This is a genomic window from Streptomyces sp. NPDC091209, assembly GCF_044757755.1.
Lineage (GTDB): Bacteria > Actinomycetota > Actinomycetes > Streptomycetales > Streptomycetaceae > Streptomyces.
In genome coordinates, this window is record NZ_JBIVVR010000017.1 from 128,109 (window position 1) to 150,989 (window position 22,881).

Genomic DNA, 22,881 nt, shown 5'->3' on the forward strand with positions numbered 1-22,881 from the left:
GTTCATGAAGACCGCATCGAAGCCCCCCGCAGCGCTCCCTCCGGCCGCCGTCGGCGTGCCGGAGGTGCCGCGGTCGGCCGGGCGCCGGACCGGGGGATCATGGCGCCGGCGCCTGGCCGACCAATCCCGTGCGTACGCCTTCCTGATCGGCGGCCTGCTCTGCTTCGCCCTGTTCTCCTGGTACCCGGCGATCCGCGCGGTCGTGATCGCCTTCCAGAAGTACACGCCGGGCAGCGGCGGCGAGTGGGTCGGCACGGCCAACTTCACCCGGGTCTTCCACGACCCGGAGTTCACCGCGGCCTGGCGCAACACCCTCACCTTCACGTTCCTCGCCCTGCTCATCGGCTTCGCCGTCCCCTTCGTGATGGCGCTGGTGCTCAATGAACTGCGGCACGCGAAGGCGTTCTTCAGAGTCGTGGTCTATCTGCCGGTGATGATCCCGCCGGTCGTCAGCGCCCTGCTGTGGAAGTGGTTCTACGACCCCGGAGCGGGCCTCGCCAACGAGGCGCTGCGCTTTCTCCACCTGCCGACCTCGAACTGGTCCAACGGCGCCGACACCGCCCTCGTCTCGCTCGTCATCGTCGCCACCTGGGCCAACCTCGGCGGCACCGTCCTCATCTACCTCGCCGCGCTCCAGAGCATCCCCGGCGAGCTGTACGAGGCGGCCGAACTGGACGGCGCGAACATCCTGCAGCGGATCCGGTATGTGACGATCCCTCAGACCCGGTTCATCATCCTCATGTTGATGCTGCTTCAGATCATCGCCACCATGCAGGTGTTCACGGAGCCGTTCGTGATCACCGGCGGCGGCCCCGAGGACAAGACCGTCACGGTGCTCTACCTGATCTACAAGTACGCCTTCCTCTACAACGACTTCGGAGGAGCGTGCGCGTTGAGCGTCATGCTGCTCGTCCTGCTCAGCGTCTTCTCCGCCTTCTACCTGCGGCTGACTCGCTCGGAAGGGGAGGACGCATGAGCACCCGCACCCTGGTCTCCCCGCTCGCCCTGGCCCGCCCGCGCGGCAGAGCGGTCTACTGGACGGTCTTCAGCGGTGTCGTCGTGCTCTTCGCGCTGGCCTTCCTCTTCCCCGTCTACTGGATGGTGACAGGCGCCATGAAGTCGCCGGACGAGGTGACGCGCACCCCTCCCACCCTCGTGCCGGACCACTGGCACCTCAGCGGTTACACCGACGCGTGGGACCTGATGGACCTGCCCACGCACCTGTGGAACACGGTCGTCCAGGCGGCGGGCGCCTGGATCCTCCAGCTCGTCTTCTGCACGGCCGCCGCCTACGCCCTGTCCAAGCTGAAGCCGGCCTTCGGCAAGGTGATCCTCGGCGGCATCCTCGCCACCCTGATGGTCCCCGCGCAGGCCCTGGTGGTCCCCAAGTACCTGACGGTCGCCGACCTGCCCGTCCTGCACACCAGCCTGCTCAACTCGCCGCTCGGCATCTGGCTGCCCGCCGTCGCCAACGCCTTCAACCTCTATCTCCTCAAGCGCTTCTTCGACCAGATCCCGCGCGATGTCCTGGAGGCCGCCGAGATCGACGGCGCCGGACGGCTGCGCACTCTGTGGTCGATCGTGCTGCCGATGTCCCGGCCCGTCCTCGGAGTCGTGTCGATCTTCGCCCTGGTCGCCGTCTGGCAGGACTTCCTCTGGCCGCTGATGGTCTTCTCCGACACCGACAAACAGCCCATCAGCGTGGCCCTCGTCCAGCTCTCGCAGAACATCCAACTGACCGTGCTCATCGCCGCGATGGTGATCGCCAGCATCCCCATGGTCGTGATGTTCCTGGTGTTCCAGCGGCACATCATCGCCGGAATCAGCGCGGGCAGCACCAAGGGCTGACGCCTGTTCTCGACCTCCTCGAACGAAAGGCAACGCACCGTGGGACAGCCTCGCCCTGCCCGAAATCAGTCCGCGTGGTGGCGCTCCGCCGTCATCTACCAGGTGTACGTCCGCAGCTTCGCGGACGGCGACGGCGACGGCACCGGCGACCTCGCGGGCGTCCGCGCCAGACTCCCGTACCTCGCCGAACTCGGCGTGGACGCCCTGTGGTTCACCCCCTGGTATCTCTCACCCCTGGCCGACGGCGGCTACGACGTCGCCGACTACCGCGCCATCGACCCGGCCTTCGGCACCCTCGCGGAGGCGGAGAAACTCATCGGCGAGGCCCGCGAACTGGGCATCCGTACCCTGGTCGACATCGTGCCGAACCATGTCTCCGACCGGCACCCCTGGTTCCGGGCGGCGCTGGCCGGCGGCCCGGAGCGCGACCTCTTCCACTTCCGCCCCGGACGCGGCGAACACGGTGAGATCCCGCCCAACGACTGGCCGTCCCAGTTCGCGGGCTCCGCCGAACCGGTGTGGACCCGGCTGCCCGACGGCGACTGGTACCTCCACCTCTTCACCCCCGAGCAGCCCGACCTCAACTGGGCCCACCCGACGGTCCGCCGCGAACACGAGGAGATCCTGCGCTTCTGGTTCGAGCGCGGGGTGGCCGGCGTGCGCATCGACTCGGCCGCGCTGCTCGCCAAGGACCCCGACCTGCCCGACTTCGTCGAGGGCCGCGACCCGAACCCGTACGTCGACCGCGACGAGCTCCATGACATCTACCGCTCCTGGCGGGCGGTCGCCGACGCCTACGACGGCATCTTCGTCGGCGAGGTCTGGCTCCCCGACTCCGAGCGCTTCGCCCGCTATCTGCGCCCCGACGAACTGCACACCGCCTTCAACTTCTCCTTCCTGTCCTGCCCCTGGGACGCGGGACGGCTGCGCACCTCCATCGACGAGACCCTGGCCGAGCACGCCCCCGTCGGAGCCCCCGCCACCTGGGTGCTGTGCAACCACGACGTGACCCGCACGGTCACCCGCTACGGCCGCACGGACACCGGCTTCGACTTCACCGCCAAGGCCTTCGGCACCCCCACCGACCTGGCTCTCGGCACCCGCAGGGCCCGCGCCGCCGCCCTGCTCTCGCTCGCCCTGCCCGGCTCCGTGTACGTCTATCAGGGTGAGGAACTCGGCCTTCCCGAGGTGGAGTTGCCGCTCGACAGCATCCAGGACCCGATGCACTTCCGGTCCGGCGGAACGGACCCGGGCCGCGACGGCTGCCGGGTCCCGCTGCCCTGGGCCGCCGAGGCCCCGGACGCCGGATTCGGCGGCGACCCCTGGCTTCCGCAGCCCGCGGACTGGTCCACGTACGCGGCCGACCGCCAGGCGGAGGGCCCCGCCTCGATGCTCAGCCTCTACCGTGCCGCGCTCCGTATCCGCCGCAGCGAACCGGGCTTCGGCGACGGTCCGCTGAGCTGGCTGCCCGCGCCGGAGGGCGTCCTCGCCTTCGCCCGCACGGACGGTCTGCTCTGCGTCGTCAATCTGGCCGACGAACCGGTCGAGCTCCCGGAGCACTCCGAACTCCTCCTCGGTAGCGGCCCGTTGGACGCCGACGGGTTCATTCCGCCGGACACGGCGGTCTGGCTGCGCGCCTGAGAGCACACCGCAGCGCGCAGCCCGCGCACCTGCCGACGCGCACCAGTTCAGTGAAGTGGAGGCGTATCCGTCCTCGTGCCCTGCTCCCCGCGCTTCGCCGCCTGGATCTGCTCGTACACATGGGTCCGCAGCTCGGCGAAGCGCGGGGCGACCCGGGTGTGCAACTGGTCCCGCTCCTCCGGGAGATCGACCTTCAGCTGCTCCTGTACGACGGTGGGGGAGGCCGAGAGGATCAGTACCCGCTCACCCAGGTAGACCGCCTCGTCGATGTCATGCGTCACGAACAGGATGGTGATCCCGCGCTGCCGCCACAGCCGGCGCACCAGATCCTCCAGATCGGCGCGGGTCTGCGCGTCGACCGCCGCGAACGGCTCGTCCATGAGCAGGACTTCGGGCTCGTAGGCCAGGGCCCGTGCGATGGCGACCCGCTGCTGCATCCCGCCGGAGAGCTGCCACGGATAGGCCCCGGCGGCATCGGCCAGGCCGACGGACTCGAGTGCGTCGACGACCAGCTCGCGCCGTCGCGCCTTGCTCAGATCCTTCTGCTTCAGCGGCAGTTCGACGTTCGCGCCCACCCGCATCCAGGGGAACAGGCTGCGCCCGTACTCCTGGAACACGAACGCCATGCCGGGCGGCGGCCCGCTCACCCGCCGGCCCCCGAGCAGCACCTCGCCGGAGGTCGGCGTGAGCAGGCCGCCCATACATTTCAGCAGCGTGGTCTTGCCGCAGCCCGACGGGCCCACCAGGCAGACGAGTTCACCCGCGTCCACGGTGAACGTGAGATCGCGGATCGCCTCCACCCGGCGCCCCGACCCCTCGTAGACCTTCCGCAGGCCGGATACGACCAAAGACGCGTGCATGGACCGCCCTTTCGCGAGCGTCACGGGGACCGCCGGGAGGAGTCGCGCAGACCGTGGTACCAGCCGAGCACCCGGCGCTCGACCAGTTGGAAGACGACCGAGAGGAGAAAGCCGAGCAGGCCGAGGACGAGGATCCCGGTCCACATGTCGGGGATCGCGAAGCCGCGCTGGAACTGCACGATGGTGAAGCCGAGTCCGTTGCTGGCCGCGAACATCTCGCTGATGACCATCAGGATGATCCCGATGGACAGCGCCTGGCGCAGGCCCGCGAAGATCTGCGGGCTCGCCGACGGCAGGACGACGGCGCGCATCCGTGCCGTTCCCGTGATGCCGTACGAGCGGGCCGTCTCGGACATCACCGAGTCGACGGCGCGTACGCCCTCGACCGTGTTGAGCAGGACCGGCCAGACGCAGCCGCTCGCGATCACCAGGATCTTCATCGTGTCCCCGATGCCCGCGAACAGCATGATGACCGGCACGAGGACGGGCGGCGGGACCGCCCGCAGGAACTCAAGGACCGGTTCGCACACCGCCCGCACCTTCCGGTACGAGCCGATGACCGTGCCGAGCGCGACCCCCACGACCGCCGCCGACGCGTAGCCGGCGAGCAGCCGCAGCAGGCTGGGCACCAGATCGGCGCGGAGCCGCGCGCGTGTCCAGACGTCGGGGAACGTGCGCAGGATCGTCCGCAGCGGTGGCCAGTAGACATCGGTGCTGCCGTCCGAGGCGAGCCACCAGACGACGACCAGCAGCGCGGGGAGCGCGACGACGAACAGCGCCTTCAGCAACAGGCCGCCCCAGGCGCTCGGCCTCGTCCGGCCGGCCGGGATGTCCGTCACACCGCCACCTCCCCGCGGACCGACTGGTGCCAGGCCAGCGCATGCCGCTCCACCGACCGCGCGCCCACGTTGATCAGCAGCCCGAGCAGGCCCGTGACCACGATCAGCGCGTACATCTCGGGCACGGCCTGCGAGGTCTGGGCGACCGCGATGCGCGCGCCCAACCCCGGTGCCCCGATGACGAGTTCGGCCGTCACGGTGAGGATGAGCGCGACGGCCGCGGCGAGCCGGACCCCTGTCATGACGTACGGGAGCGCCGTGGGCCACAGCACATGACGGACCCGGGCCCAGGCGCCGAGACCGTACGAGCGCGCCGTCTCCTCGGCCACCGGGTCGACATCCCGCACCCCGTACATGACCTGGACGAGGACCTGCCAGAAGGACGCGTACACGACGAGGAGGAGCACCGACCGCAGCTCGGTTCCGTAGAGGAGGACGGCGAGCGGGATCAGGGCCACGGAGGGGATCGGGCGCAGGAACTCGATCGTCGAGGCGGTCGCCTCGCGCAGATACGGCACCACGGAGACGACCACGCCCACCACGATGCCCGCGCCGACCGCGATCACCAGGCCCAGCGCCCAGCCGGTGAGGGTGTCGCCGAGATCCGTCCAGAAGGTGCCGTCGGTGATCTCGGCGCCGAACGCCCGCGCGATCCGGCTGGTCGGCGGGAAGTACCGCTCCTTGACGATGCCGACCCGCGGCACCACCTCGCCGAGGACGAGGAAGGCCGCGAGTCCGGCGGCGCCCAATGCGGCGTTCACGGCCCGTCCGGCGGAGCCGCCGCCACGCGCTTGCTTCGGCGTCACGGCAGCAGCTTGTCCAGATCGGGCGTCGCCTTGAAGAGGCCGTCCTGCTCGCCCAGCTTCTCCAGCGCCTCGATCGAGGTCCGGTTCGGCTCGGCCGGCCACTTGGGCAGGGTCACCTTCGCCAGGACGGCCGCCGGGATCTTCGTGTACGTGGTGACGATCTGCCGGACCTCGTCCGGGTGGGCGTCGGCGTAGGCGAGGGACTCCGCGGTGGCCTCCTGGAACTTCTTGACCACGTCGGGGTGCTGCGTCGCGTACTGGTTCGAGGTGAAGTACATGGCGACGGTGAGGTCCTTCGCCACATCGACCAGGGACGAGGCGATCTCGGTCGCGCCCTGGCTCTTGACCGTGGCGAGCGCGGGCTCGACCACCATGGCGGCGTCGATCTGGCCGCTGTCGAGGGCCGCGGGCATCTGGTCGAAGGCGAGCTCGACGAACTTCACCTTGGACGGATCGCCGCCCGCCTTGCGCACCGACTCGCGCACGGCCGTCTCATTGATGTTCTTCAGCGTGTTGACGGCGACCTTCTTGCCCTCCAGGTCCTTCGCCGACGTGATGGCGCTGCCCTTCTTCACCGTGATGGCGCCGAAGTCCTTGCCCGCCACGCCCGTCGATGCGACACCGTTCGCGATGGCCTTCACCGGAACGCCGTTGGACTGGGCGATCATCAGCGAGGTCACGTTCGAGAACCCGAACTGGAACTGGCCCGAGACGACACCCGGCACGATCGCGGCGCCGCCCTGCGCGAGCGTCATCGACAGTTTCAGACCGTGCTTGCCGTAGAAGCCCTTCTGCTGGCCCAGATAGACCGGGGCGACATCGACGATGGGGATGACCCCGAGTTTGACGGTGGTGGTACCGCCGGACGAAGAGTTCTTGTCCGAGGCGCCACCGCCGCCGGACGAACCGCAGGCCGACGCGGCGACCAGGAAGGCTCCGACCGCGATACCGGCGAGCAGACGACGCATGGCTCCTCCTGTGCAGACGAAAGGGTTCCGACAGGTTGTGCGCACACCGCACAATGGTGCTCAGCGCGAAGGTAGAACCCCGTCCGTGCCGGGTCAATGGCCTTGGCTGACAATATTGTTGACAGTTATCGAAGTGCGCTCTCGACTCGCGCGGAGAGCGCTCCGTGAGTCCCTCTGGAGGCGACGATGCCTGCAGCAGACCGAGCGCCGTATTTCGTCCGGTCCTTCGAACGCGGACTCGCCGTCATCCGCGTCTTCGGCGCCGAGCGGCCGGAACTGACACTCAGTGAGGTCGCGCGCGGCTGCGACCTGACCCGCGCGGCGGCCCGCCGCTTCCTGCTCACCCTGGTCGATCTCGGATACGTCCACACGGACGGCCGGGTCTTCCGGCTCACCCCGCGCGTGCTGGAACTCGGCTACGCCTATCTCTCCGGCTTCACCCTCCCGGAGATCGCTCTGCCGCATCTGAAGCAACTCGCCGAACAGGTGGGGGAGTCGAGCTCGCTCTGTGTCCTCGACGGCGACGACATCGTGTACGTGGCGCGGGTCCCCACCCGGCGCATCATGACGGCGACGATCACCGTCGGAACCCGCTTCCCGGCCCATGTCACCTCCGTGGGACGGGTGATCCTCGCGCACCTCACGGATCAGGAGATCGACGCCCGGCTTAAGCGGGCCGATCTGCGCCCCTGGGCGGCGCGCACGATCGTCTCGCCGGACCTTCTCAGGGCGGAACTCGCTCGGGCGCGGCGCCAGGGATACGCCATCGTCGACCAGGAGTTGGAAGCGGGCCTGCGCTCGGTGGCCGCCCCGGTGCGGGACCGGGACGGCACCGTGGTCGCCGCCGTGAACATTCCCGTGCACGCCAGCCGCAACAGCCTCGAATCGGTCCGCCGCGATCTGCTTCCCCACCTGCTGGAGACGGTTGTTCGGATCGAGGGGGACCTCGCGGTCACAGGTCCAGTACGAGGCGGCTCCCCCGACAACGGGACACGCAGATGAGCATCGTCTCGCCCGCCTCGCGCTCCCATTCCGTGAGTACCGAGTCCCGGTGGTCCGGGGTTCCTTCGAGTACGTCCGTCTCGCAGGTCCCGCAGGTGCCCTTGGTGCAGGAGAAGAGCGCCTCGACCCCGGCGGCGCGTACGGCGTCGAGGACGGAGACGCCGGGCGCGACGGTCAGACGGTGTCCCGACCGTTCGAGAACGACCTCGAACTCCGTCTCCCCGCCCGCCTCCTGGGTCTTCGGCCGGAACCGCTCGACATGGAGCGCTCCGGCCGGACAGCGCTCCTCCATCGCGTCGAGCAGCGGCCCGGGACCGCAGCAGTAGACGAGGGTGCCCTCGGGAACCTCGTCGAGCACGAAGGCGAGGTCCAGCAGTCCGGTCTCGTCCTGCGGAGCGAGGGTGACCCGGTCCCCGTATCGCCCCAACTCCTCGGTGAAGGCCATGGATCCGCGGGTCCGGCCGCCGTACAGCAGTGTCCACTCGGCGCCCGCCGCCTCGGCCGCGGCGAGCATCGGCAGGATCGGGGTGATGCCGACACCGCCCGCGACGAAGCGGTAGCGCGGGGCGGGGGCGAGCGCGAAGTGATTGCGCGGACCCCGGACGTGGACCTTGTCGCCCTCGCCCAACTGCCCGTGCACGTGGGCCGATCCGCCGCGTCCGTCCGGCTCGCGCAACACCGCGATCCGCCAGGCCCCGCGGTCCGCCGGATCGCCGCACAGGGAGTACTGCCGCTCCAGTTCCGGCCCGAGTACGACATCGATGTGGGCGCCCGGCTCCCAGGAGGGGAGTTCGGCACCGAGCGGATGGCGCAGGGTCAGGGCGAGGACGCCGTCGGCGACGAAGTCCCGCCGCTCGACGACGAGTTCGGCTTCGTACATGCTCATGACCTCTTTCCTCGCGAGCCGAGAACGCTCCCGCTCCCGTGCCCGCTCCGCTGTTGCCCCTGGCCGCCGGCCCGTGGCTCGTGTCCCTCGGGGTGGGCGAGCATCCACTCCCACATCGCGGCCGGGTCCTGGGCGGTGTGTTCGGCGCCGCAGTGGCAGGTGCCGTGCAGCGCGTCGGTGCCCGGGAGCCAGTGGACGCGGTAGATCTCGCCGGTCGGGCCGGTCACCGCACCCTCTCCATCGGCTTGTCGCCCTCCTCGACCAGGCGGGCCAGGATGCGCCGGGCCGCGAGACCACCGGTGTCGATGTTGATGCTCAGCTCCTGGTAGCCGGCGCGTTCGGCGGCGAGGGTCTTGTGGAGAAGGTTGAGCGCGTCGACGTCCTGCATGACGACCGTGTGGTTGAAGTCCCTGAGGAAGGTGGTGACTTCGTCGTCCGAACGGGCGAAGTCGCGGGAGACCGCCCAGAAGTCGTACACCCTGCCGTCGCCGGACGGCGTGATGGCGTACGTGATCTCGGTGTGGAAGGCGTTCGGATCGCTGCCGTCCGCCTCGGGCAGCACACCGACCGGAGCGATCCTGCTGTGCAGCAGATAGAGGCACGGCGCGTGGTATTCGATGTCCTGCCAGCGCGTGATGCGGCCCTCGATACCGGTCGAACGTGCGTAGAACGGCGGGCACTCGGCGTCGTCCATGTGCCGGGAGACGCGCACGATCCCGGCGCCCTCGTCCACCTCGGTGGCGATCGGCGTCTCGGCGACCTCGGGCGTACCGATGTACCCGCCGTGCAGATACGTCTCGTGCGAGAGGTCGAGGAGATTGTCGACGAGCAGTCCGTAGTCCGCGTCGATGGGTTCCATGCCGCTGACCGTCGTCCAGTCCGGCGAGTCCATGTGCGGGGCACGCGGGACGGCCGCCGGGTCGGCGAGCGCCGGGTCGCCGATCCAGATCCAGACGAACAGGTCCTGCTCGACGACCGGGTAGGAGGCGACGCGGGCGGTGCGCGGTATTCGTTTCTGTCCCGGCACGGACACGCAGGTTCCCGTCGTGTCGTACGTGAACCCGTGGTAGCCGCAGACGATCCGGTCACCGTCGAGCCGGCTCTCCGAGAGCGGGAAACGCCGGTGCACACACCGGTCGGACAGGGCGACGGCCGTCCCGTCCTCCTCGGTCCGGTACAGAACGATCGATTCCCCGAGCACCGTCCGTCCGAGCAACTCCCGCCCCACTTCGTACGTATAGGCGGCGACGTACCACTGGTTCCTGGCGAAGGCGGTGCTGTGCGGCATGGTGTCGGCTCCCGTCATTGGGTCGTGGCGACATCGTCGGGAAGGGCTCCGGGGGTGCGCAAGAAGACTTCCGTGTCACGGAAGACCAGTCGGAAAAGGCCTGGTGAGAGGTGGGACGAGGGGAGTGGTGCTGATGCCCGCCGGCAAAGAGGATGGCAGTCACGCCTTGGACTTGTGTGGCCGACCGGCGTTGGCCTGTGATCAATGATTTGCGAGGTATGGCCTTATTGGTGCACCCCTGGCGATTCTCAGGCGACATAAAGCTGGTACAGCGGCAGAATTTCCATAGCTGTAGATCAAAGCTCGTCGTTGCCGTGCCGGAAGGGAGCCGGGGTCGAATCCGGGTCGAATCGCCTTCCAGTCGCCCCGTTCGGTGGGTTGTTGCAGGTCAATAGCATGATCAGATGTCATCACGCCAGGGTCGCGTGAGTGGCTGCAGAACCCGAGGGCCAGGGGCGGCCACCGGCAGGTTCTTCGTCTGCTGGTGGTACACGGCTCAGATGTCCTTCGGTATGGGCTTCGGCATCGGCCCCTCACCGGTCCCGGGGCCTTGCGGGCGGGGCTCGCTCACGACGTCCTCGTTTCCTCGCGCGGGTGTGGAGTGACGCGCACGTACCCCTCTCGTTCGTGATGGTGCAGGTGATCGTCGGACCGTCCCGCGTCCGTCCGACGCCGACGGTTCCGCGCGGGGACCACCCCGCTGCCGCTTCCCGCGGGCCGCGCCCGTCCGGCGCGGTGCATTCCCGCAGCCCCGCAGGGCACTGGATCGCCGGGCTCGCGCGCCACGACGACGGGGATAGCGAACCACGACCACGCGGAGGTCACCTTGCGCGCGACAACCACATCCCTTCCGGCCGACGGCGCCGTGACCCTGGCATCAGGGTGGGACGGACGGCCGTCGTGGCTGAGACCCTCGTCTGGCAGGTGGCGCTGTCGGCACTGTGGCTTGTGCTCATCGGCACCATCGAACCGCTGGAGATGGATGGCTGCCTCACGGTGGATGTTGCGCGTGGCGTGCAACCGTCATGAATGAGCAGTTCGGGCCCAGCCCGCCACTGCCGACGGATCGCCCCCAGTAGGAGCGCGAGGTCGACACAGTCGGCCAGTCCGGTGGTACGCATCTGCGGGTGCGCACGCCGGGGCGTCCTTGCGGAAGGCAGTCGGTTGCGCGTCCTCCTACGGCATCTTCTCCGGCCCGGTCGTGTCCGGGCCGGAGATGACCTGTTCGGCCCAGATGGTCTTTCCGCGGGCGGAGTAGCGGGTGCCCCAGCGGTGGGCGATCTGAGCGATCAGGAAGAGACCGCGGCCGCCTTCGTCGGTCTCGTAGGCGTACCGCAGATGAGGAGTGGTGCTGCTGCCGTCGCTGACCTCGCAGATCAGCGCTCGGTCACGGATCAGGCGAAGGCCGACGGGTCCGGTCCCGTAGCGGATGGCGTTGGTGACGAGTTCGCTGACGATGAGTTCGGTGGAGAAGTCCAGGTCTTCCAGGCCCCAGTCGGCGAGTTGTCGCAGGCTCATGGTCCGGGCCTCGGCGACGACCGCCGGGTCCGGGGGGAGGGTCCAGGTCGCCACCCGGTCCGTGGCCAGCGCCCGCGTGCGGGCCAGCAGCACGAGGGAGCCCTCGTCTTCGGTGGGTTTGCCGGCACGGATGAACGCCTCGCAGCTGTCCGCCAGGTCGCGACGGGGATCGCTGCCCAGGATCTGGCCCAGGATCTGGGCAGCAGGTGGCGGGCCGGCGCTCTTGGGTGGTGCCGGAGCGGCGTTGAACAGTCCCAGGGTGGTCCCCTCCCGCAGTTGCAGGTCCACGCTCCGGTACGGCGGGTGGTCTGTGCCCAGCAAAGGGCCCTCGGGGATGTCGGGGACCTCGGGCTTGCCCTGCGGGTCGACGACCACCGCCGCCGAGTGGCCGGCTCGGGCGAGCGTGCAGCGGCGTGAGACGGGGTCGTAGACCGCGTACAGGCAGGAGGCTCCCTGCATGTGGTTCCTGGCGGATGCCGCGCGGGGATCGTCGGTGGATTCGTGACTGCGTCCGGTCACCATGTCGTGCAGTCGGCCGAGAAGTTCGTCGGGGGCGAGGTCCTGGGCGGCGAGTGTGTTGGTGGCCATGCACAGTTGCCCCATCGCGGCGGCGGCGTCGATCCCTTGGCCGGCCATACGGCCCACGACCAGCGCGACCCGCGCGCCGGAGAGGGGAATGACGTCGAACCAGTCGCCCGGGCTCTGCGCCGGTTCATGCCGCCAGGCCACCTCCACTGCGCTCTGTGACGGCGCGGATCGGGGCAGGAGGGTGCGCTGCAGGGCCTGGGCCGCGTTGTGCTCACGGGTGTACTGACGCGCGTTGTCGAGGCACACGGCCGCTCGGGCGCAGAGTTCGGAGGCCAGGACCAGGTCGCTCTCGTCGTACGGATCGGGTTCTTGGACCCGGTAGAAGCTGGCCAGGCCGAGGAGCACACCGCGGGCGGCGAGCGGGACGACCATCAGGGAGTGGGCGCCCTCGGCGCGGATGCGTGCTGTGCGAGGGTCGTCGGCGGGCGCCTCGCCGTGCCGAAGGTGCGGCACCAGGGTGGGGTGCAGCTCGGTCAGGCCGGCGATGTGGGAGGGGAGCAGGTATTCGACCATTTCTCCGGTGTCATAGGCCGCCCGGGCGGCGAGTTCCCGGGCGCTTTTCAAGGCCACGCGTCGCAGTCGGGTCTGCTTGCCCACCGGCCCGGGTGTGTACGCCTCGCCGTGGAGGACTCCGTCCAGGACCTCGATCGTGGCGATGTCCGCGATGGCTGGAACCGTGGCGGCGGCCAGTTCCCGCGCCGTGGTGCGGACGTCGAGCGTGGTGCCGATCCGGGCGCCTGCTTCCACCATGAGGTCCAGGCGGGCCCGGGCCTGTTCCCCTTCGGACACGTCCTGGGAAGCCACGAGAGCCCCGACGGCGCGGCCGGCCGAGTCCCTGAGCGGCAGCAGGGTCACGGAGTAGACGTGTTCGTGGGCGGGATCGGAGGGAGGGCGGCCCCTGTGCAGAAAACTCAGGGGCTGACCGCTCTCGACCGTATGGCGCAGCTTCTGCTCGACCGTTTCGTCTATCAGGCCTGGCGCGATGTCGCGGACATGCCGGCCGATGGCCTCGTGCCCCACGGCACCGCGGACACCCGGCCCGGACAGATTCAGGCGCAGCAGGCGCAGGTCCCCGTCGACGGCCTGGACGCCCAGCGGGGAGTCGGTCAACAGTGCCCGCAGCAGTGCGGTGTCGATCTCGTCCTGGGCGGTGTCCGACGCCGTGCTCAACCGCACAGTCCAGTGCGGGGGCTCGCCGGGCCGGGCCAGGGTGTCGACCGCTGCGCGGACCACCACCCGCCGCCCCTCCCGGTGCTGCGCGGCAATCTGTTCGCCGGCTTCCGTGCCGCCCTGTTCCTGGTCCAGGAACAGGGAGACGTGCCGGCCCAGCGCCTCCTTCTCGGAGTAGCCGAGAAGCTTTTCGGCCTCTGGGCTCCACTCCACGACGGTGGCTCGCTCGTCGACCACGAGATGGGCGGAGCGCGGGCGTGCAGTCATGGGGCGAGTGCCGCCAGAGGCTGTGCCATGGCCGCACCTCCGGTCCCGGAACGACAGAGATACCCCCATTTGCCCACAGAGTCCGCCACCTGGCAATCGGCGCCCCTCCGAGCGCTCACGGCCCGCGCATCATCGAGTTCAGCTCACGCCGTCCACTTGCCGCAGGAGAGCCTGCCGTGCCGGTTCTGGTACGACGAAGCGACCGTGAGGCGGCCATGGCATGGGACGGTGGTCATGCCTGCGTCCTGCATTCACGACGGATTCTCAAAGAGTCACCCTCGTACCCCGTGTCCGCACGCGGTCACTCACCGTAGCGTGAAGCCCTCGTTCGATCGTGCCCGGCCCGGAGATCTCCTTCCTTGGCGCCGAAGGGAGGCCCGCCTACATGGCCGTCACCCGAACCCACTTCGCATCTGGCTCCAGCATGCGGAGTCGGTACCTCTACGTCCGGCACACCGGCACCGCTGCACGGATCATGAACCGGACGGCCGGGGAGAGGCAGCCGGCCGGGGCAGCGGTCATCAGGCTGTGACGGTCGTGGCCCGGCCGTAGCCGCACGTTCGAGTGGCACGTACGGACGTGCGACCTGCGTGGGTGGTGATCAGGCACTGCACTGAGCCGCCTACGGCCTTGGGGCGAGTTGCTCGCCCGAGCCTCGAATGATCAGTCTGGTGGGGACGGTGACGGTGCGGGCGCGGGAGCGGTCGCCGTCGAGTCGGTTCAGGGCGGTGGTCGCTGCCGTTCTGCCGATCTCTTCGGGGTCCTGGGCAACGACAGTCAGGGCCGGTTCAAGGGCTTCGGCCAGTACCAGGTCGTCGAAGGCGACGATGGCCACGTGCTTGCGTTTGGTGCGGGCCAGTTCGGCGACGATGCCGAGCGCCATGATGTTGTTGCCGGCGAACAGGGCGGTGGGGGGGTCGGCCTGGTCGAGGAGCTGGGAGGTCGCGGTCGCGGCGCCCTGCTGGTCGTGGGCGTTGGTGACCAGTGAGCGGTCGTAGGGGAGTCCGGCTTTCTGCAAGGCCGAGCGATATCCGGCCAGGCGTTCACGGCGGGTGTACAGCTTCTCGGGAAGGTCTCCGACGAAGCCGATCCGCCGGTGTCCGTGGGTGATGAGGTGGGCGACACCGTCATGGGCTCCGGCCCGGTTGGAGCTGACGATGCTGTCCGTGGCGAGGTCCACTCCCGGGCGGTCGAGAAAGATCACGGGCAGGCCCGCCGCGCGATGGGTCTTGAGGTGGGAGTGGTCGGCGCCGACGGACGGCACGACCATCAGGATGCTGACGCGGCGGCCGAGGAACTTGTCCGTCAGGACGCGTTCGCGGTGAGGATCGTCCGTGGAGGAGCCCATGAGGAGAGTCAGTCCGCGCTCGCGGACGGTGTCCTCGATGCTTCTGGCCACGGCCCCGAAGAAGGGGTTGGCGAGGTCGGGAATGACCAGGCCGATGGTGGTGTCCGGGCCGCCGACGCGGATGTTGCGCGCCATGAGGTTCGGCTGGAAGCCGAGTCTGGCCACGGCGGCGAGCACCTGTTCTCTGGTCTGCGCCGAAACGGGGCCGTCCTCGTTGAGGACACGGGACACCGTCTTGGCGCTGACGCCTACCTCTTGGGCGACGTCGGCCAGAGTGGGTCGGCGGCTTGCTGCCATCAAATGACCGTTCCTGGTGGGCTCGTTGGTTCCGGCCGCGGTGGCGGCCGGAACCCTGGAATGCTGAAGTCAGTGCGCTTGGACTCCGGCGGCCTTCGCGGCCTCCGAATCCGCTACGACAGTATCTCCGGCCTCGTCGACGGTAAGCGCGCCGGTCATGATGGAGACGACCTCGGCCATGGAGTAGTCGGAGGGCCTGATCAGGGCGGCTCGCCGTCCCAGCCGGTGTACGTGGATCCGGTCGGCGATCTCGAAGACGTGGGGCATGTTGTGGCTGATCAGGACGACCGGCATGCCCTTGTCGCGGACCCGGCGGATGAGGTCGAGGACCTGGCCGGACTCCTTGACGCCGAGGGCTGCGGTGGGTTCGTCCATGACGACGACGGAGCGGGCCCAGGCGACGGAACGGGCGACCGCGACGGCCTGCCGCTGCCCGCCGGACAGCGTCTCGACCGACTGCGTCAGCGACCGCAGACCGATCTTCAGATCGGCCATGTGCTCAGCGGCCTCCTGGCGCATCCGTTTCTTGTCGAGCATGCGGAACACATTGCCGAGGACGCCGGGGCGGCGCAGCTCGCGGCCGAGGAACATGTTCGAGGCAATGTCCATCGAGGCGGCCACGGCCAGGTCCTGGTAGACCGTCTCGATGCCGTGGGCGCGCGCGCTCTGCGGGCCGGAGAAGGCGATGGGCTCGCCGTTGAGGCGGATCTCGCCGGCGTCCGGGGCCACCGCACCGGTGAGGGCCTTGATCAGGCTGGTCTTGCCGGCGCCGTTGTCGCCGATGACGGCGAGGACCTCGCCGGGCAGCAGGTCGAAGTCGGCGCCGTCGATGGCGGTGACCTGGCCGTACCGCTTGACCAGACCGCGGGCCTGCAGAACGGGCGTGGGGGAGGAGGAGGTGGCGGTCATCGGACCTTCTTCCGGGAGATCTGGTCGACGGTCACCGCGAGGATCACCAGAACGCCGGTGATCAGGGTCTGATAGATGGAGGCGACGCCCATCAGCTGAAGGCCGTTGCGGAACACGCCGACGATGAGGACGCCGACGAAGGTGCCAAGGACCGAGCCGCGGCCGCCGAAGAGGCTGGTGCCGCCGAGGACCACGGCGGTGATGCTGTCGAGGTTGTCGGTCTGCCCGGCCTGGGGGTCGCCGACTCCGGTGCGGGATATGAGCAGCAGGGCGGCGATGCCGTACAGCAGGCCGGCCACGGTGTAGATGCCGATGGTCAGGCGGGAGGTGCGGATGCCGTTGAGCCGGGCGGCCTCGGCGCTGTTGCCCAGGGCGTAGACGTGCCGCCCCCAGCCGGTGCTGCTCAGCGCGTAGGCGAGGAGCAGGAACAGGGCGATGGTGACCAGGGAGCCGTAGGTGATGTCGGTGTGGCCGAGCGGGAAGGTCTCGCCGAGGGCCGTCAGCGGGCCGGGCAGGTTGGTGACCGTCTGCTCCGCGGAGTAGATGTGGGTCAGTGCGAACGCCACGTTGAGCATGCCGAGGGTCACGATGAACGGGGGCAGCGGGATCTTCTGCACCAGCAACCCGTTGAGCAGGCCGAAGCCACCGCAGACGGCCAGGCCCAGCGCGATCGCGACGAGCGGGGGGACGGAGCCCTCGGCCGCCATCTTGGCGATCACGATGCTGCCGAACGCCATCACCGCTCCGTTCGACAGGTCGATCCCCGCCGTGAGGATGATCAGGGTCTGGCCGATGGCGAGGGTGCCCACGACCATGACCTGCTGCACGATCAGCGAGAAGTTCCCGCCGGTCAGGAACTGGTCGGTCGAGAGGGAGAAGAAGGCACAGGCCAGGAGGAGGGCGACCAGGGGTCCGGTGGTCGGTGCGGCGAGCAGTCTGCGCGCCGTGGTCGGTGCTTTGAGCTCCGAGTAGGGCGTTGTCGTGGCTGTCATGCGAAGTCCTTGGTGGAAGACAGAAGTCCTTGTGGCCGGCAGCGAGGGCGAAACCCTCGCTGCCGGGACAGCGGGCGGTCGGCCTGGGCGGGGAGGGGGGCCGGCCGCCCCCCTGAGGGGAGTGGCGTGGGTGGGGCGGCTCAGCCCCAGCAGTTCTCCAGGCCGTAGCCGGTGTCCTGCCGGTGTCCTTCGACGTGGCCCCGTCCTGCGCCTTGTCGGTGATCAGCGTGACGCCGGTGTCGGTGTAACCGGACGCCTTCTTGCCGTCCTTGGCGTACGTCACGACGGCCTTGACGCCCTCGGCGGCCATCTTCAGGGGGTACTGCTGGGACGTGGCGGCGATCTTGCCGTCCTTGACGGCCTGGGTCCCGGTGCAGCCGCCGTCGACGGACACGATCAGGACGTCCTTCTCCCGGCCCTTCGCCTTGAGCGCGGTGTAGGCGCCCAGGGCAGCCGGTTCGTTGATGGTGTAGACGACGTTGATGCCGGGTGCCTTCTGCAGGCAGTTCTCCATCGCGGTCTGGCCCTTGGCCTGGTCGCCACCGGTGTCCTGGGCGCACACGACGTCCTTGTCGGTGGCGCCGAAGCCCTTCAGGAAGCCGTTGTGCCGCTGGACGCCGACGGAGACACCCGGCGCCAGGTCGAGGGTGGCTATCTTCGCCGTCTTGCCCTTCATGGCGGCCTTGGCGTACTCGCCGATCAGTTCGCCGGCCTTGAGGTTGTCGGTGGCGAAGAGCGCGTCGACCGCGTTTTGCGGGTCGGTCGGGGTGTCGAGGGCGATCACCAGGACGCCCTTGGCGCGGGCCTTCTGGATGGCGGGCACGATCGCCTTGGAGTCGCTCGGGGTGATCAGGATGCCCTTCACGCCGGAGGCGACCATGTTCTCGATGGCTGTGACCTGACCGGCGTTGTCCCCGTCGAACTTGCCTGCCGCGGTGGACAACTGGGCGCCGTTCTCCTTCGCGGCCTTCTCCGCACCCTCCTTCATCTTCACGAAGAACGGGTTGGTGTCGGTCTTGGTGATCAGGCCGACCTTGACGCTGCCCGAGCCGGAGCCGGTGGAGCCCGAGCCGGAGCCGGACCCGCAGGCCGTGAGGGTGAGGGCCGCAACGCCGGTGACCGCGGCGGCTCTGAGGAGGGAGGAAGACAGACGAGTGGTGCGAGACACGATCGACTCCTGTGGGATAGCGAGAGGCACGGGGATGGGATCAGAGCAGGCCGCCTGGGTGTCATCGTTGACTTATGTCATCGTTGACACTGCCTGGCGAGGATGATGGACTGCGGATCCCGGCAACGTCAATGCCTTCCGCTCGTCATAAATCGGCAACGTCCGCGCCTGTCGCCTCCGCACAGTCGGTCGGCCGCCGTGCCGCCGCACGGCCCCCTTCCCGGTCTTGAACCGTTCCGAGAGAGAGCAGCAGCCCATGAGCCCGCGTCAGATCACCGTTCTGGGAGAGTGCGTCGCGGACGCCTTCACCGAGCCGGCAAACACCGCGAACGAACTCGCCCTGCGAGTGCTGCCCGGCGGCGGGCCTGCGAATACGGCCGTGGCCCTGGCCCGGCTGGGCGTGCCGACCCGATTCCTCGCGCGCCTGTCCGGAGACGTGTTCGGCCGCATGTTCCGGGCTCACCTGGAGGCGTCCGGCGTGGACCTGTCGGACGCCGTCGCCGCAGCCGAGCCCAGCACGCTGGCCGTGGCTGAACTGGATGCCGCTGGGCAGGCCGCGTTCTCCTTCCACGCGCAGAACACGGCGGACTGGCAGTGGGCCCCCGGGGAACTGGCCGGAGTGGACCTGACCGAAACGGCCTGCGTGCACAGCGGCTCACTGGCCCTGGTCAGCGAGCCTGGCGCGGCTGCGGTCGAGGAGTTCCTGGCAGCGGCCTCCCCCCGGGTCACCATCAGTATCGATCCCAACGTCCGGCCCCTGCTGGTCGATCCCGAGGTCTACCGCGCAAAGCTCGCACACTGGTGCCGCCTTGCCGACATCCTGCGCCTGAGCGAGGACGACCTGGGCATCCTCCTGCCAGGCACCGCGCCCGAGCGGGCATGCGACCTCTGGCACGCTGCGGGAGCGCGGCTCGTCGTGATCACCCTCGGCGCCGACGGCGCCCTGGCCTCACTCGACGGCCGGCGACTGCTGGTGTCCGGGGCGGCCACGCGGGTGGTCGACACGGTGGGCGCCGGAGACTCCTTCACGGCCGGGCTGCTGCACCATCTCGGTGCCCGCGGACTCCTCGGCGGCCGGCTGGACGCTCTCGGTCTCGACGATGTCGCGGAAGCCTGCCGGTTCGGTGCCCAGGTCGCGGCCCTGACCTGCTCGGTCGCCGGCCCCAACCCTCCCTGGCGCAACCAACTGGAACAGCTCGCGACCACCGGAGGCGTCTGACGGCCGGGGGAGCGGCGCCGGGCAATCCCGCCCGACCCGTTGACGCATCGGCCGGATCGCGCTCATCATCGGGCCACTCGATGTCATCGATGACACAAGTCAACGATGACATTCCTGGGCCGACGGCATGGGCGAGGACGGCGACCCGGGCATCACCTTTCAGCCGGTCTCGGCCAGAGCCCCCGGGCTCTGCCCAGCGGATGGCCACACCACAGGAGACACCATGAGCTCTGGACGTGTATCCCGGCATGCCCGCACACGGATGATCGCGGCGGTAGCGACCGTCTGCGCACTGTCCGCTGCCCCGCTCGCCCCCCGTGCCGTAGCCGCGGACACCCCGCCCAACACGGAGACCTACCGGCCCCAGTTCCACTTCACGCCCGAGAAGAACTGGATGAACGACCCCAACGGCCTCGTGTACTACCAGGGCGAATACCACCTCTTCTACCAGTACAACCCCAACGGAAACTCCTGGGGTGACATGTCCTGGGGCCACGCGGTGAGCAAGGACCTCGTGCACTGGAAGCAGCTCCCGCTCGCCCTGGCGCACGACGACAAGGAGATGGTGTTCTCCGGCAGCGCGGTCGTCGACTGGGACAACACCACCGGATTCGGCACCAAGAAGAACCCGGCCATGGTTGCGATCTACACCAGCTACTCCAAGTCCACCGGCATCCAGGCCCAGTCGCTCGCCTACAGCACCGACCGCGGCCGCACCTGGACGAAGTACCAGGGCAATCCCGTCCTGGACATCGGCTCCAAGGAATTCCGCGACCCCAAGGTCCAGTGGTACGCGCCCACCAAGAGCTGGCTGATGACGGTGTCGCTGTCCACCGAGCACAAGGTGCGGTTCTACTCGTCCAAGAACCTCAAGGACTGGAGCCTGTTGAGCGACTTCGGACCGTCCGGCGCCACGGGCGGCGTATGGGAGTGCCCCGACCTGTTCCCCCTCGCGGTCGACGGCGACAAGAAGAAGATCAAGTGGGTCCTGGTCGTCAACATCAACCCCGGCGGTATCGCCGGAGGTTCGGCCTCCCAGTACTTCATCGGCGACTTCGACGGCAAGAAGTTCACCGCAGATGACAAGGGCACCTACACCCCGCCACCCGGCAACGTGATGCAGGACTTCGAAGGCACGGACTTCGGTTCGTGGACGAGTACGGGCACCGCGTTCGGCCAGGCGCCGACAGCCGGGGCAGTGGAGGGGCAGGGCACGGTCGCCGGGTTCGACGGCAGGGGTCTCGCCAACAGCTTCCACTCGGGTGATGCCACCACCGGCACGCTGACCTCGCCCCCTTTCACTGTCGACAGCAAGTACCTCAACTTCAGGGTCGGCGGCGGCCGGCACCCGCACATGCCGGGAACCGCCATGGAGCAGGGCCCGCCGCCGGCCGGCACGGTCATCGCCGACTTCGAGGGCGGCACGTACGGCGACTGGACGACCACCGGGGACGCCTTCGGCACCACACCGGCCGCCGGCACGCTCCCCAACCAGATGGAAGTCTCCGGCTTCCTGGGGAGCGGTCTGGTCGACAGCTTCCTGAACGGCGACTCCACCACCGGCACCCTCACCTCGCCCGAATTCACCATCGACAAGGACTACGTCAACTTCCTCATCGGCGGCGGCAACCACCCTGCCGACTCCGACAACCCCACCGCGGTCGAGCTCCTCGTCGACGGCAAGGTGGTCAGCAGCACCACCGGACAGGACGGCGAGGCACTCAACTGGGCCTCATGGGACGTCCGTGACCTGGCGGGCAAGAAGGCACAGATCAAGATCGTCGACGACAACAACAGCGGCTGGGGCCACCTCGACGTCGACCACATCATGCTCTCCGACACACAGGCCCAGCCCGTCTCCCAGGAGACGTCCGTCAACCTGATCGTCGACGGCAAGGTCGTCCGTAGCGCCACCGGCTCCAACAGCGAGACCCTGGACCGGGCCTCCTTCGACATGCGCCCCTACGCCGGCAAGGAAGCGCAGATCCAGATCGTCGACATGAACACCGCCGGCTGGGGTCACATCCTGGCCGACCAGTTCACCGCCGCCGACACGGCCGCGCAGTCCGTCGTGCAGCGCGCCGACTGGGCCGACTACGGCAAGGACTACTACGCGGCGGTGTCCTGGGAGAACGCGCCGGGCGGCAAGCGCTACATGATCGGCTGGATGAACAACTGGGACTACAGCGGAGCCACCCCCACGTCCCCCTGGCGCGGCGCGCAGAGCATCCCCCGGGAGATGGCCCTGCGCACCATCGACGGCCGCATCCGGCTGACCAGCAAGCCCGTGAACAGCGTGACGTCCCTGCGGCAGAAGCATCCGGCGTCCGCGGCCGACGGCACCGTCAAGAACACCTCCAAGAACCTGATCGGTCCCGCGGCCAAGGGCAAGGCCCTCGACATCGAGGCGACGTTCTCCCTCAAGGACGCCGAACGCTTCGGCCTGAAGGTACGCACCGGCGCAGGCGGCGAGGAGACCGTCATCGGCTACGACGCCATGGCACAAGAGCTGTACGTCGACCGCACCCACTCCGGCGCCGTCGACTTCAACACCAGCTTCCCCGGCGTCCAGACCGCACCGCTGAAGGCCAAGAACGGCAAGGTGAAAATGCGGATCCTCGTCGACTGGTCGTCCGTCGAGGTCTTCGGCGGCAGAGGCGAGGCCGCGATCACCGACCAGATCTTCCCGGACCCTGCCAGCCAGGGCGTGCAGGTCTTCGCCGAGAACGGCTCGGTGAAGCTGGACAGGGCCGTCGTCTGGCACCTCGACTCCATCCACAACTGATCCCGCCCACGACCGACAAGGACACGACACCGTGAGGAAAACCCTGCTCGCCGAGTTCACCGCCCGCGAGGGAGCCCAGGACGAGATCGTCAGCCTGATCGGCGACTACGCCCTGAAGGTGCGCGAGGAAGAAGGAAACATCGCCTTCGACGTCTACACGAAGGAAGCCGACCCGCGCGCTTTCTGGATCTTTGAGGTGTACCAGGACGAGGACGCCTTCCAGGCGCACCTGAACGCCCCGTACGGCGGCCCTTTCAACGCCGCCCTCAGCCCGTTGGTCGAAGAGGATGCCTCCGTGCTGACCTTCCTCGATCCGCTGGCGTAACGGTACCCGGCCCACCTCCCGGACGCAGCGAACACCACTGCACACATCCAGCGACCACGAAACCGTAACGAGCCGCTGCCGTCGGTCCAGCGGCATCGTGCACTTCGGCGCGGGTCTGATGCACGATCGGGTGACGTCTGAAGTGGCTTGCCCTGTG

General features: G+C 68.9%; 19 protein-coding genes and 1 pseudogene. 8 read left to right on the plus strand and 12 right to left on the minus strand.

What is annotated here, in order from left to right; translation table 11 throughout:
- Nucleotides 1-4 precede the first annotated feature (4 nt).
- From ACIQRL_RS36000 to ACIQRL_RS36010, 3 genes are read left to right on the plus strand one after another with little or no spacing between them, the layout of a single operon-like run.
- The gene (locus ACIQRL_RS36000) at nucleotides 5-976 is read left to right on the plus strand and encodes a carbohydrate ABC transporter permease (RefSeq protein ID WP_401339564.1); all 972 of its coding nucleotides are present in this window, start codon (nucleotides 5-7) and stop codon (nucleotides 974-976) included.
- Complete coding sequence (locus tag ACIQRL_RS36005; protein ID WP_401339566.1) at nucleotides 973-1,848, plus strand: carbohydrate ABC transporter permease; 876 nt, start codon at nucleotides 973-975, stop codon at nucleotides 1,846-1,848. Before ACIQRL_RS36000 ends, ACIQRL_RS36005 begins: the two co-directional genes overlap by 4 nt.
- 39 nt (nucleotides 1,849-1,887) lie before the next feature.
- Nucleotides 1,888-3,489 carry a glycoside hydrolase family 13 protein gene (locus ACIQRL_RS36010; protein WP_401339568.1) on the plus strand — a complete coding sequence of 534 codons (1,602 nt, stop codon included), beginning with the start codon at nucleotides 1,888-1,890 and terminating at the stop codon, nucleotides 3,487-3,489.
- Nucleotides 3,490-3,536: 47 nt separating this feature from the next.
- Here ACIQRL_RS36010 and ACIQRL_RS36015 read toward each other — a convergent pair whose 3' ends face one another.
- Genes ACIQRL_RS36015 through ACIQRL_RS36030 form a run of 4 tightly spaced genes read right to left on the minus strand, consistent with a single transcriptional unit; the run spans nucleotide 3,537 to nucleotide 6,962 of the window.
- A complete protein-coding gene (locus tag ACIQRL_RS36015) occupies nucleotides 3,537-4,349 on the minus strand; it encodes an ABC transporter ATP-binding protein (RefSeq protein ID WP_401339571.1) in 813 nt (270 codons plus the stop codon).
- 20 nt (nucleotides 4,350-4,369) lie between these two features.
- Nucleotides 4,370-5,179, minus strand: a complete 810-nt coding sequence (locus ACIQRL_RS36020; protein ID WP_401339656.1) for an ABC transporter permease — start codon at nucleotides 5,177-5,179, stop codon at nucleotides 4,370-4,372.
- A gap of 5 nt (nucleotides 5,180-5,184) precedes the next feature.
- Nucleotides 5,185-5,994, minus strand: a complete 810-nt coding sequence (locus tag ACIQRL_RS36025; RefSeq protein ID WP_401339573.1) for an ABC transporter permease — start codon at nucleotides 5,992-5,994, stop codon at nucleotides 5,185-5,187.
- Nucleotides 5,991-6,962 carry an ABC transporter substrate-binding protein gene (locus ACIQRL_RS36030; protein WP_401339575.1) on the minus strand — a complete coding sequence of 324 codons (972 nt, stop codon included), beginning with the start codon at nucleotides 6,960-6,962 and terminating at the stop codon, nucleotides 5,991-5,993. The genes ACIQRL_RS36025 and ACIQRL_RS36030 overlap by 4 nt, the downstream gene beginning before the upstream one ends.
- Nucleotides 6,963-7,148: 186 nt before the next feature.
- Between ACIQRL_RS36030 and ACIQRL_RS36035 the strand changes: the two genes are divergently transcribed.
- Nucleotides 7,149-7,964 (plus strand): IclR family transcriptional regulator C-terminal domain-containing protein, encoded by an 816-nt coding sequence (locus ACIQRL_RS36035; protein ID WP_401339577.1) that lies wholly within the window; start codon nucleotides 7,149-7,151, stop codon nucleotides 7,962-7,964.
- On the opposite strand, the gene ACIQRL_RS36040 is transcribed toward ACIQRL_RS36035, so the two are convergent.
- From ACIQRL_RS36040 to ACIQRL_RS36050, 3 genes are read right to left on the minus strand one after another with little or no spacing between them, the layout of a single operon-like run.
- Entirely contained in the window at nucleotides 7,915-8,850 is a 936-nt protein-coding gene (locus ACIQRL_RS36040; RefSeq protein ID WP_401339578.1) for a PDR/VanB family oxidoreductase, read from the minus strand. The genes ACIQRL_RS36035 and ACIQRL_RS36040 overlap by 50 nt on opposite strands.
- Complete coding sequence (locus tag ACIQRL_RS36045) at nucleotides 8,847-9,077, minus strand: hypothetical protein (RefSeq protein ID WP_401339580.1); 231 nt, start codon at nucleotides 9,075-9,077, stop codon at nucleotides 8,847-8,849. The genes ACIQRL_RS36040 and ACIQRL_RS36045 overlap by 4 nt, the downstream gene beginning before the upstream one ends.
- Nucleotides 9,074-10,138 (minus strand): Rieske 2Fe-2S domain-containing protein, encoded by a 1,065-nt coding sequence (locus ACIQRL_RS36050; RefSeq protein ID WP_401339583.1) that lies wholly within the window; start codon nucleotides 10,136-10,138, stop codon nucleotides 9,074-9,076. The genes ACIQRL_RS36045 and ACIQRL_RS36050 overlap by 4 nt, the downstream gene beginning before the upstream one ends.
- A 900-nt stretch (nucleotides 10,139-11,038) precedes the next feature.
- On the opposite strand from ACIQRL_RS36050, the gene ACIQRL_RS36055 reads away from it, so the two are divergent.
- The gene (locus ACIQRL_RS36055) at nucleotides 11,039-11,167 is read left to right on the plus strand and encodes a hypothetical protein (protein ID WP_401339585.1); all 129 of its coding nucleotides are present in this window, start codon (nucleotides 11,039-11,041) and stop codon (nucleotides 11,165-11,167) included.
- A 147-nt stretch (nucleotides 11,168-11,314) separates the two neighbouring features.
- Here the strand turns inward: ACIQRL_RS36055 and ACIQRL_RS36060 are convergent, their stop codons facing one another.
- The 5 genes and pseudogenes from ACIQRL_RS36060 to ACIQRL_RS36080 all read right to left on the minus strand — a co-directional run bounded on the left by ACIQRL_RS36060 (nucleotide 11,315) and on the right by ACIQRL_RS36080 (nucleotide 18,395).
- Nucleotides 11,315-13,681 carry a SpoIIE family protein phosphatase gene (locus ACIQRL_RS36060; RefSeq protein WP_401339587.1) on the minus strand — a complete coding sequence of 789 codons (2,367 nt, stop codon included), beginning with the start codon at nucleotides 13,679-13,681 and terminating at the stop codon, nucleotides 11,315-11,317.
- 622 nt (nucleotides 13,682-14,303) lie between these two features.
- Complete coding sequence (locus ACIQRL_RS36065; protein WP_365880717.1) at nucleotides 14,304-15,326, minus strand: LacI family DNA-binding transcriptional regulator; 1,023 nt, start codon at nucleotides 15,324-15,326, stop codon at nucleotides 14,304-14,306.
- 69 nt (nucleotides 15,327-15,395) lie between these two features.
- The gene (locus tag ACIQRL_RS36070) at nucleotides 15,396-16,235 is read right to left on the minus strand and encodes an ATP-binding cassette domain-containing protein (RefSeq protein WP_401339590.1); all 840 of its coding nucleotides are present in this window, start codon (nucleotides 16,233-16,235) and stop codon (nucleotides 15,396-15,398) included.
- The gene (locus ACIQRL_RS36075) at nucleotides 16,232-17,227 is read right to left on the minus strand and encodes an ABC transporter permease (protein ID WP_392179089.1); all 996 of its coding nucleotides are present in this window, start codon (nucleotides 17,225-17,227) and stop codon (nucleotides 16,232-16,234) included. The genes ACIQRL_RS36070 and ACIQRL_RS36075 overlap by 4 nt, the downstream gene beginning before the upstream one ends.
- A 140-nt stretch (nucleotides 17,228-17,367) precedes the next feature.
- A pseudogene (locus tag ACIQRL_RS36080) lies at nucleotides 17,368-18,395 on the minus strand (sugar ABC transporter substrate-binding protein).
- Nucleotides 18,396-18,651: 256 nt separating this feature from the next.
- Here ACIQRL_RS36080 and ACIQRL_RS36085 point away from each other — a divergent pair.
- The 3 genes from ACIQRL_RS36085 (at nucleotide 18,652) to ACIQRL_RS36095 (ending at nucleotide 22,724) form a co-directional block, all read left to right on the plus strand.
- Nucleotides 18,652-19,614, plus strand: a complete 963-nt coding sequence (locus ACIQRL_RS36085; RefSeq protein WP_401339593.1) for a carbohydrate kinase — start codon at nucleotides 18,652-18,654, stop codon at nucleotides 19,612-19,614.
- Nucleotides 19,615-19,837: 223 nt separating this feature from the next.
- On the plus strand, nucleotides 19,838-22,399 hold the full coding sequence (locus ACIQRL_RS36090; protein WP_401339596.1) for a GH32 C-terminal domain-containing protein: 2,562 nt from the start codon (nucleotides 19,838-19,840) through the stop codon (nucleotides 22,397-22,399).
- Between the two features lie 31 nt (nucleotides 22,400-22,430).
- On the plus strand, nucleotides 22,431-22,724 hold the full coding sequence (locus tag ACIQRL_RS36095; RefSeq protein ID WP_392179093.1) for a putative quinol monooxygenase: 294 nt from the start codon (nucleotides 22,431-22,433) through the stop codon (nucleotides 22,722-22,724).
- Nucleotides 22,725-22,881: the final 157 nt, after the last annotated feature.

Excerpts from the sequence above, each read along its gene's own strand:
- ACIQRL_RS36005 (WP_401339566.1), top strand. The coding sequence starts at position 973 with ATGAGCACCCGCACCCTGGTCTCCCCGCTCGCCCTGGCCCGCCCGCGC.
- ACIQRL_RS36040 (WP_401339578.1), bottom strand. The coding sequence starts at position 8,850 with ATGAGCATGTACGAAGCCGAACTCGTCGTCGAGCGGCGGGACTTCGTC.
- ACIQRL_RS36070 (WP_401339590.1), bottom strand. The coding sequence starts at position 16,235 with ATGACCGCCACCTCCTCCTCCCCCACGCCCGTTCTGCAGGCCCGCGGT.
- ACIQRL_RS36090 (WP_401339596.1), top strand. The coding sequence starts at position 19,838 with ATGAGCTCTGGACGTGTATCCCGGCATGCCCGCACACGGATGATCGCG.
- ACIQRL_RS36085 (WP_401339593.1), top strand. The coding sequence starts at position 18,652 with ATGAGCCCGCGTCAGATCACCGTTCTGGGAGAGTGCGTCGCGGACGCC.
- ACIQRL_RS36000 (WP_401339564.1), top strand. The coding sequence starts at position 5 with ATGAAGACCGCATCGAAGCCCCCCGCAGCGCTCCCTCCGGCCGCCGTC.
- ACIQRL_RS36035 (WP_401339577.1), top strand. The coding sequence starts at position 7,149 with ATGCCTGCAGCAGACCGAGCGCCGTATTTCGTCCGGTCCTTCGAACGC.
- ACIQRL_RS36030 (WP_401339575.1), bottom strand. The coding sequence starts at position 6,962 with ATGCGTCGTCTGCTCGCCGGTATCGCGGTCGGAGCCTTCCTGGTCGCC.
- ACIQRL_RS36075 (WP_392179089.1), bottom strand. The coding sequence starts at position 17,227 with ATGACAGCCACGACAACGCCCTACTCGGAGCTCAAAGCACCGACCACG.
- ACIQRL_RS36065 (WP_365880717.1), bottom strand. The coding sequence starts at position 15,326 with ATGGCAGCAAGCCGCCGACCCACTCTGGCCGACGTCGCCCAAGAGGTA.
- ACIQRL_RS36050 (WP_401339583.1), bottom strand. The coding sequence starts at position 10,138 with ATGCCGCACAGCACCGCCTTCGCCAGGAACCAGTGGTACGTCGCCGCC.
- ACIQRL_RS36015 (WP_401339571.1), bottom strand. The coding sequence starts at position 4,349 with ATGCACGCGTCTTTGGTCGTATCCGGCCTGCGGAAGGTCTACGAGGGG.
- ACIQRL_RS36060 (WP_401339587.1), bottom strand. The coding sequence starts at position 13,681 with ATGACTGCACGCCCGCGCTCCGCCCATCTCGTGGTCGACGAGCGAGCC.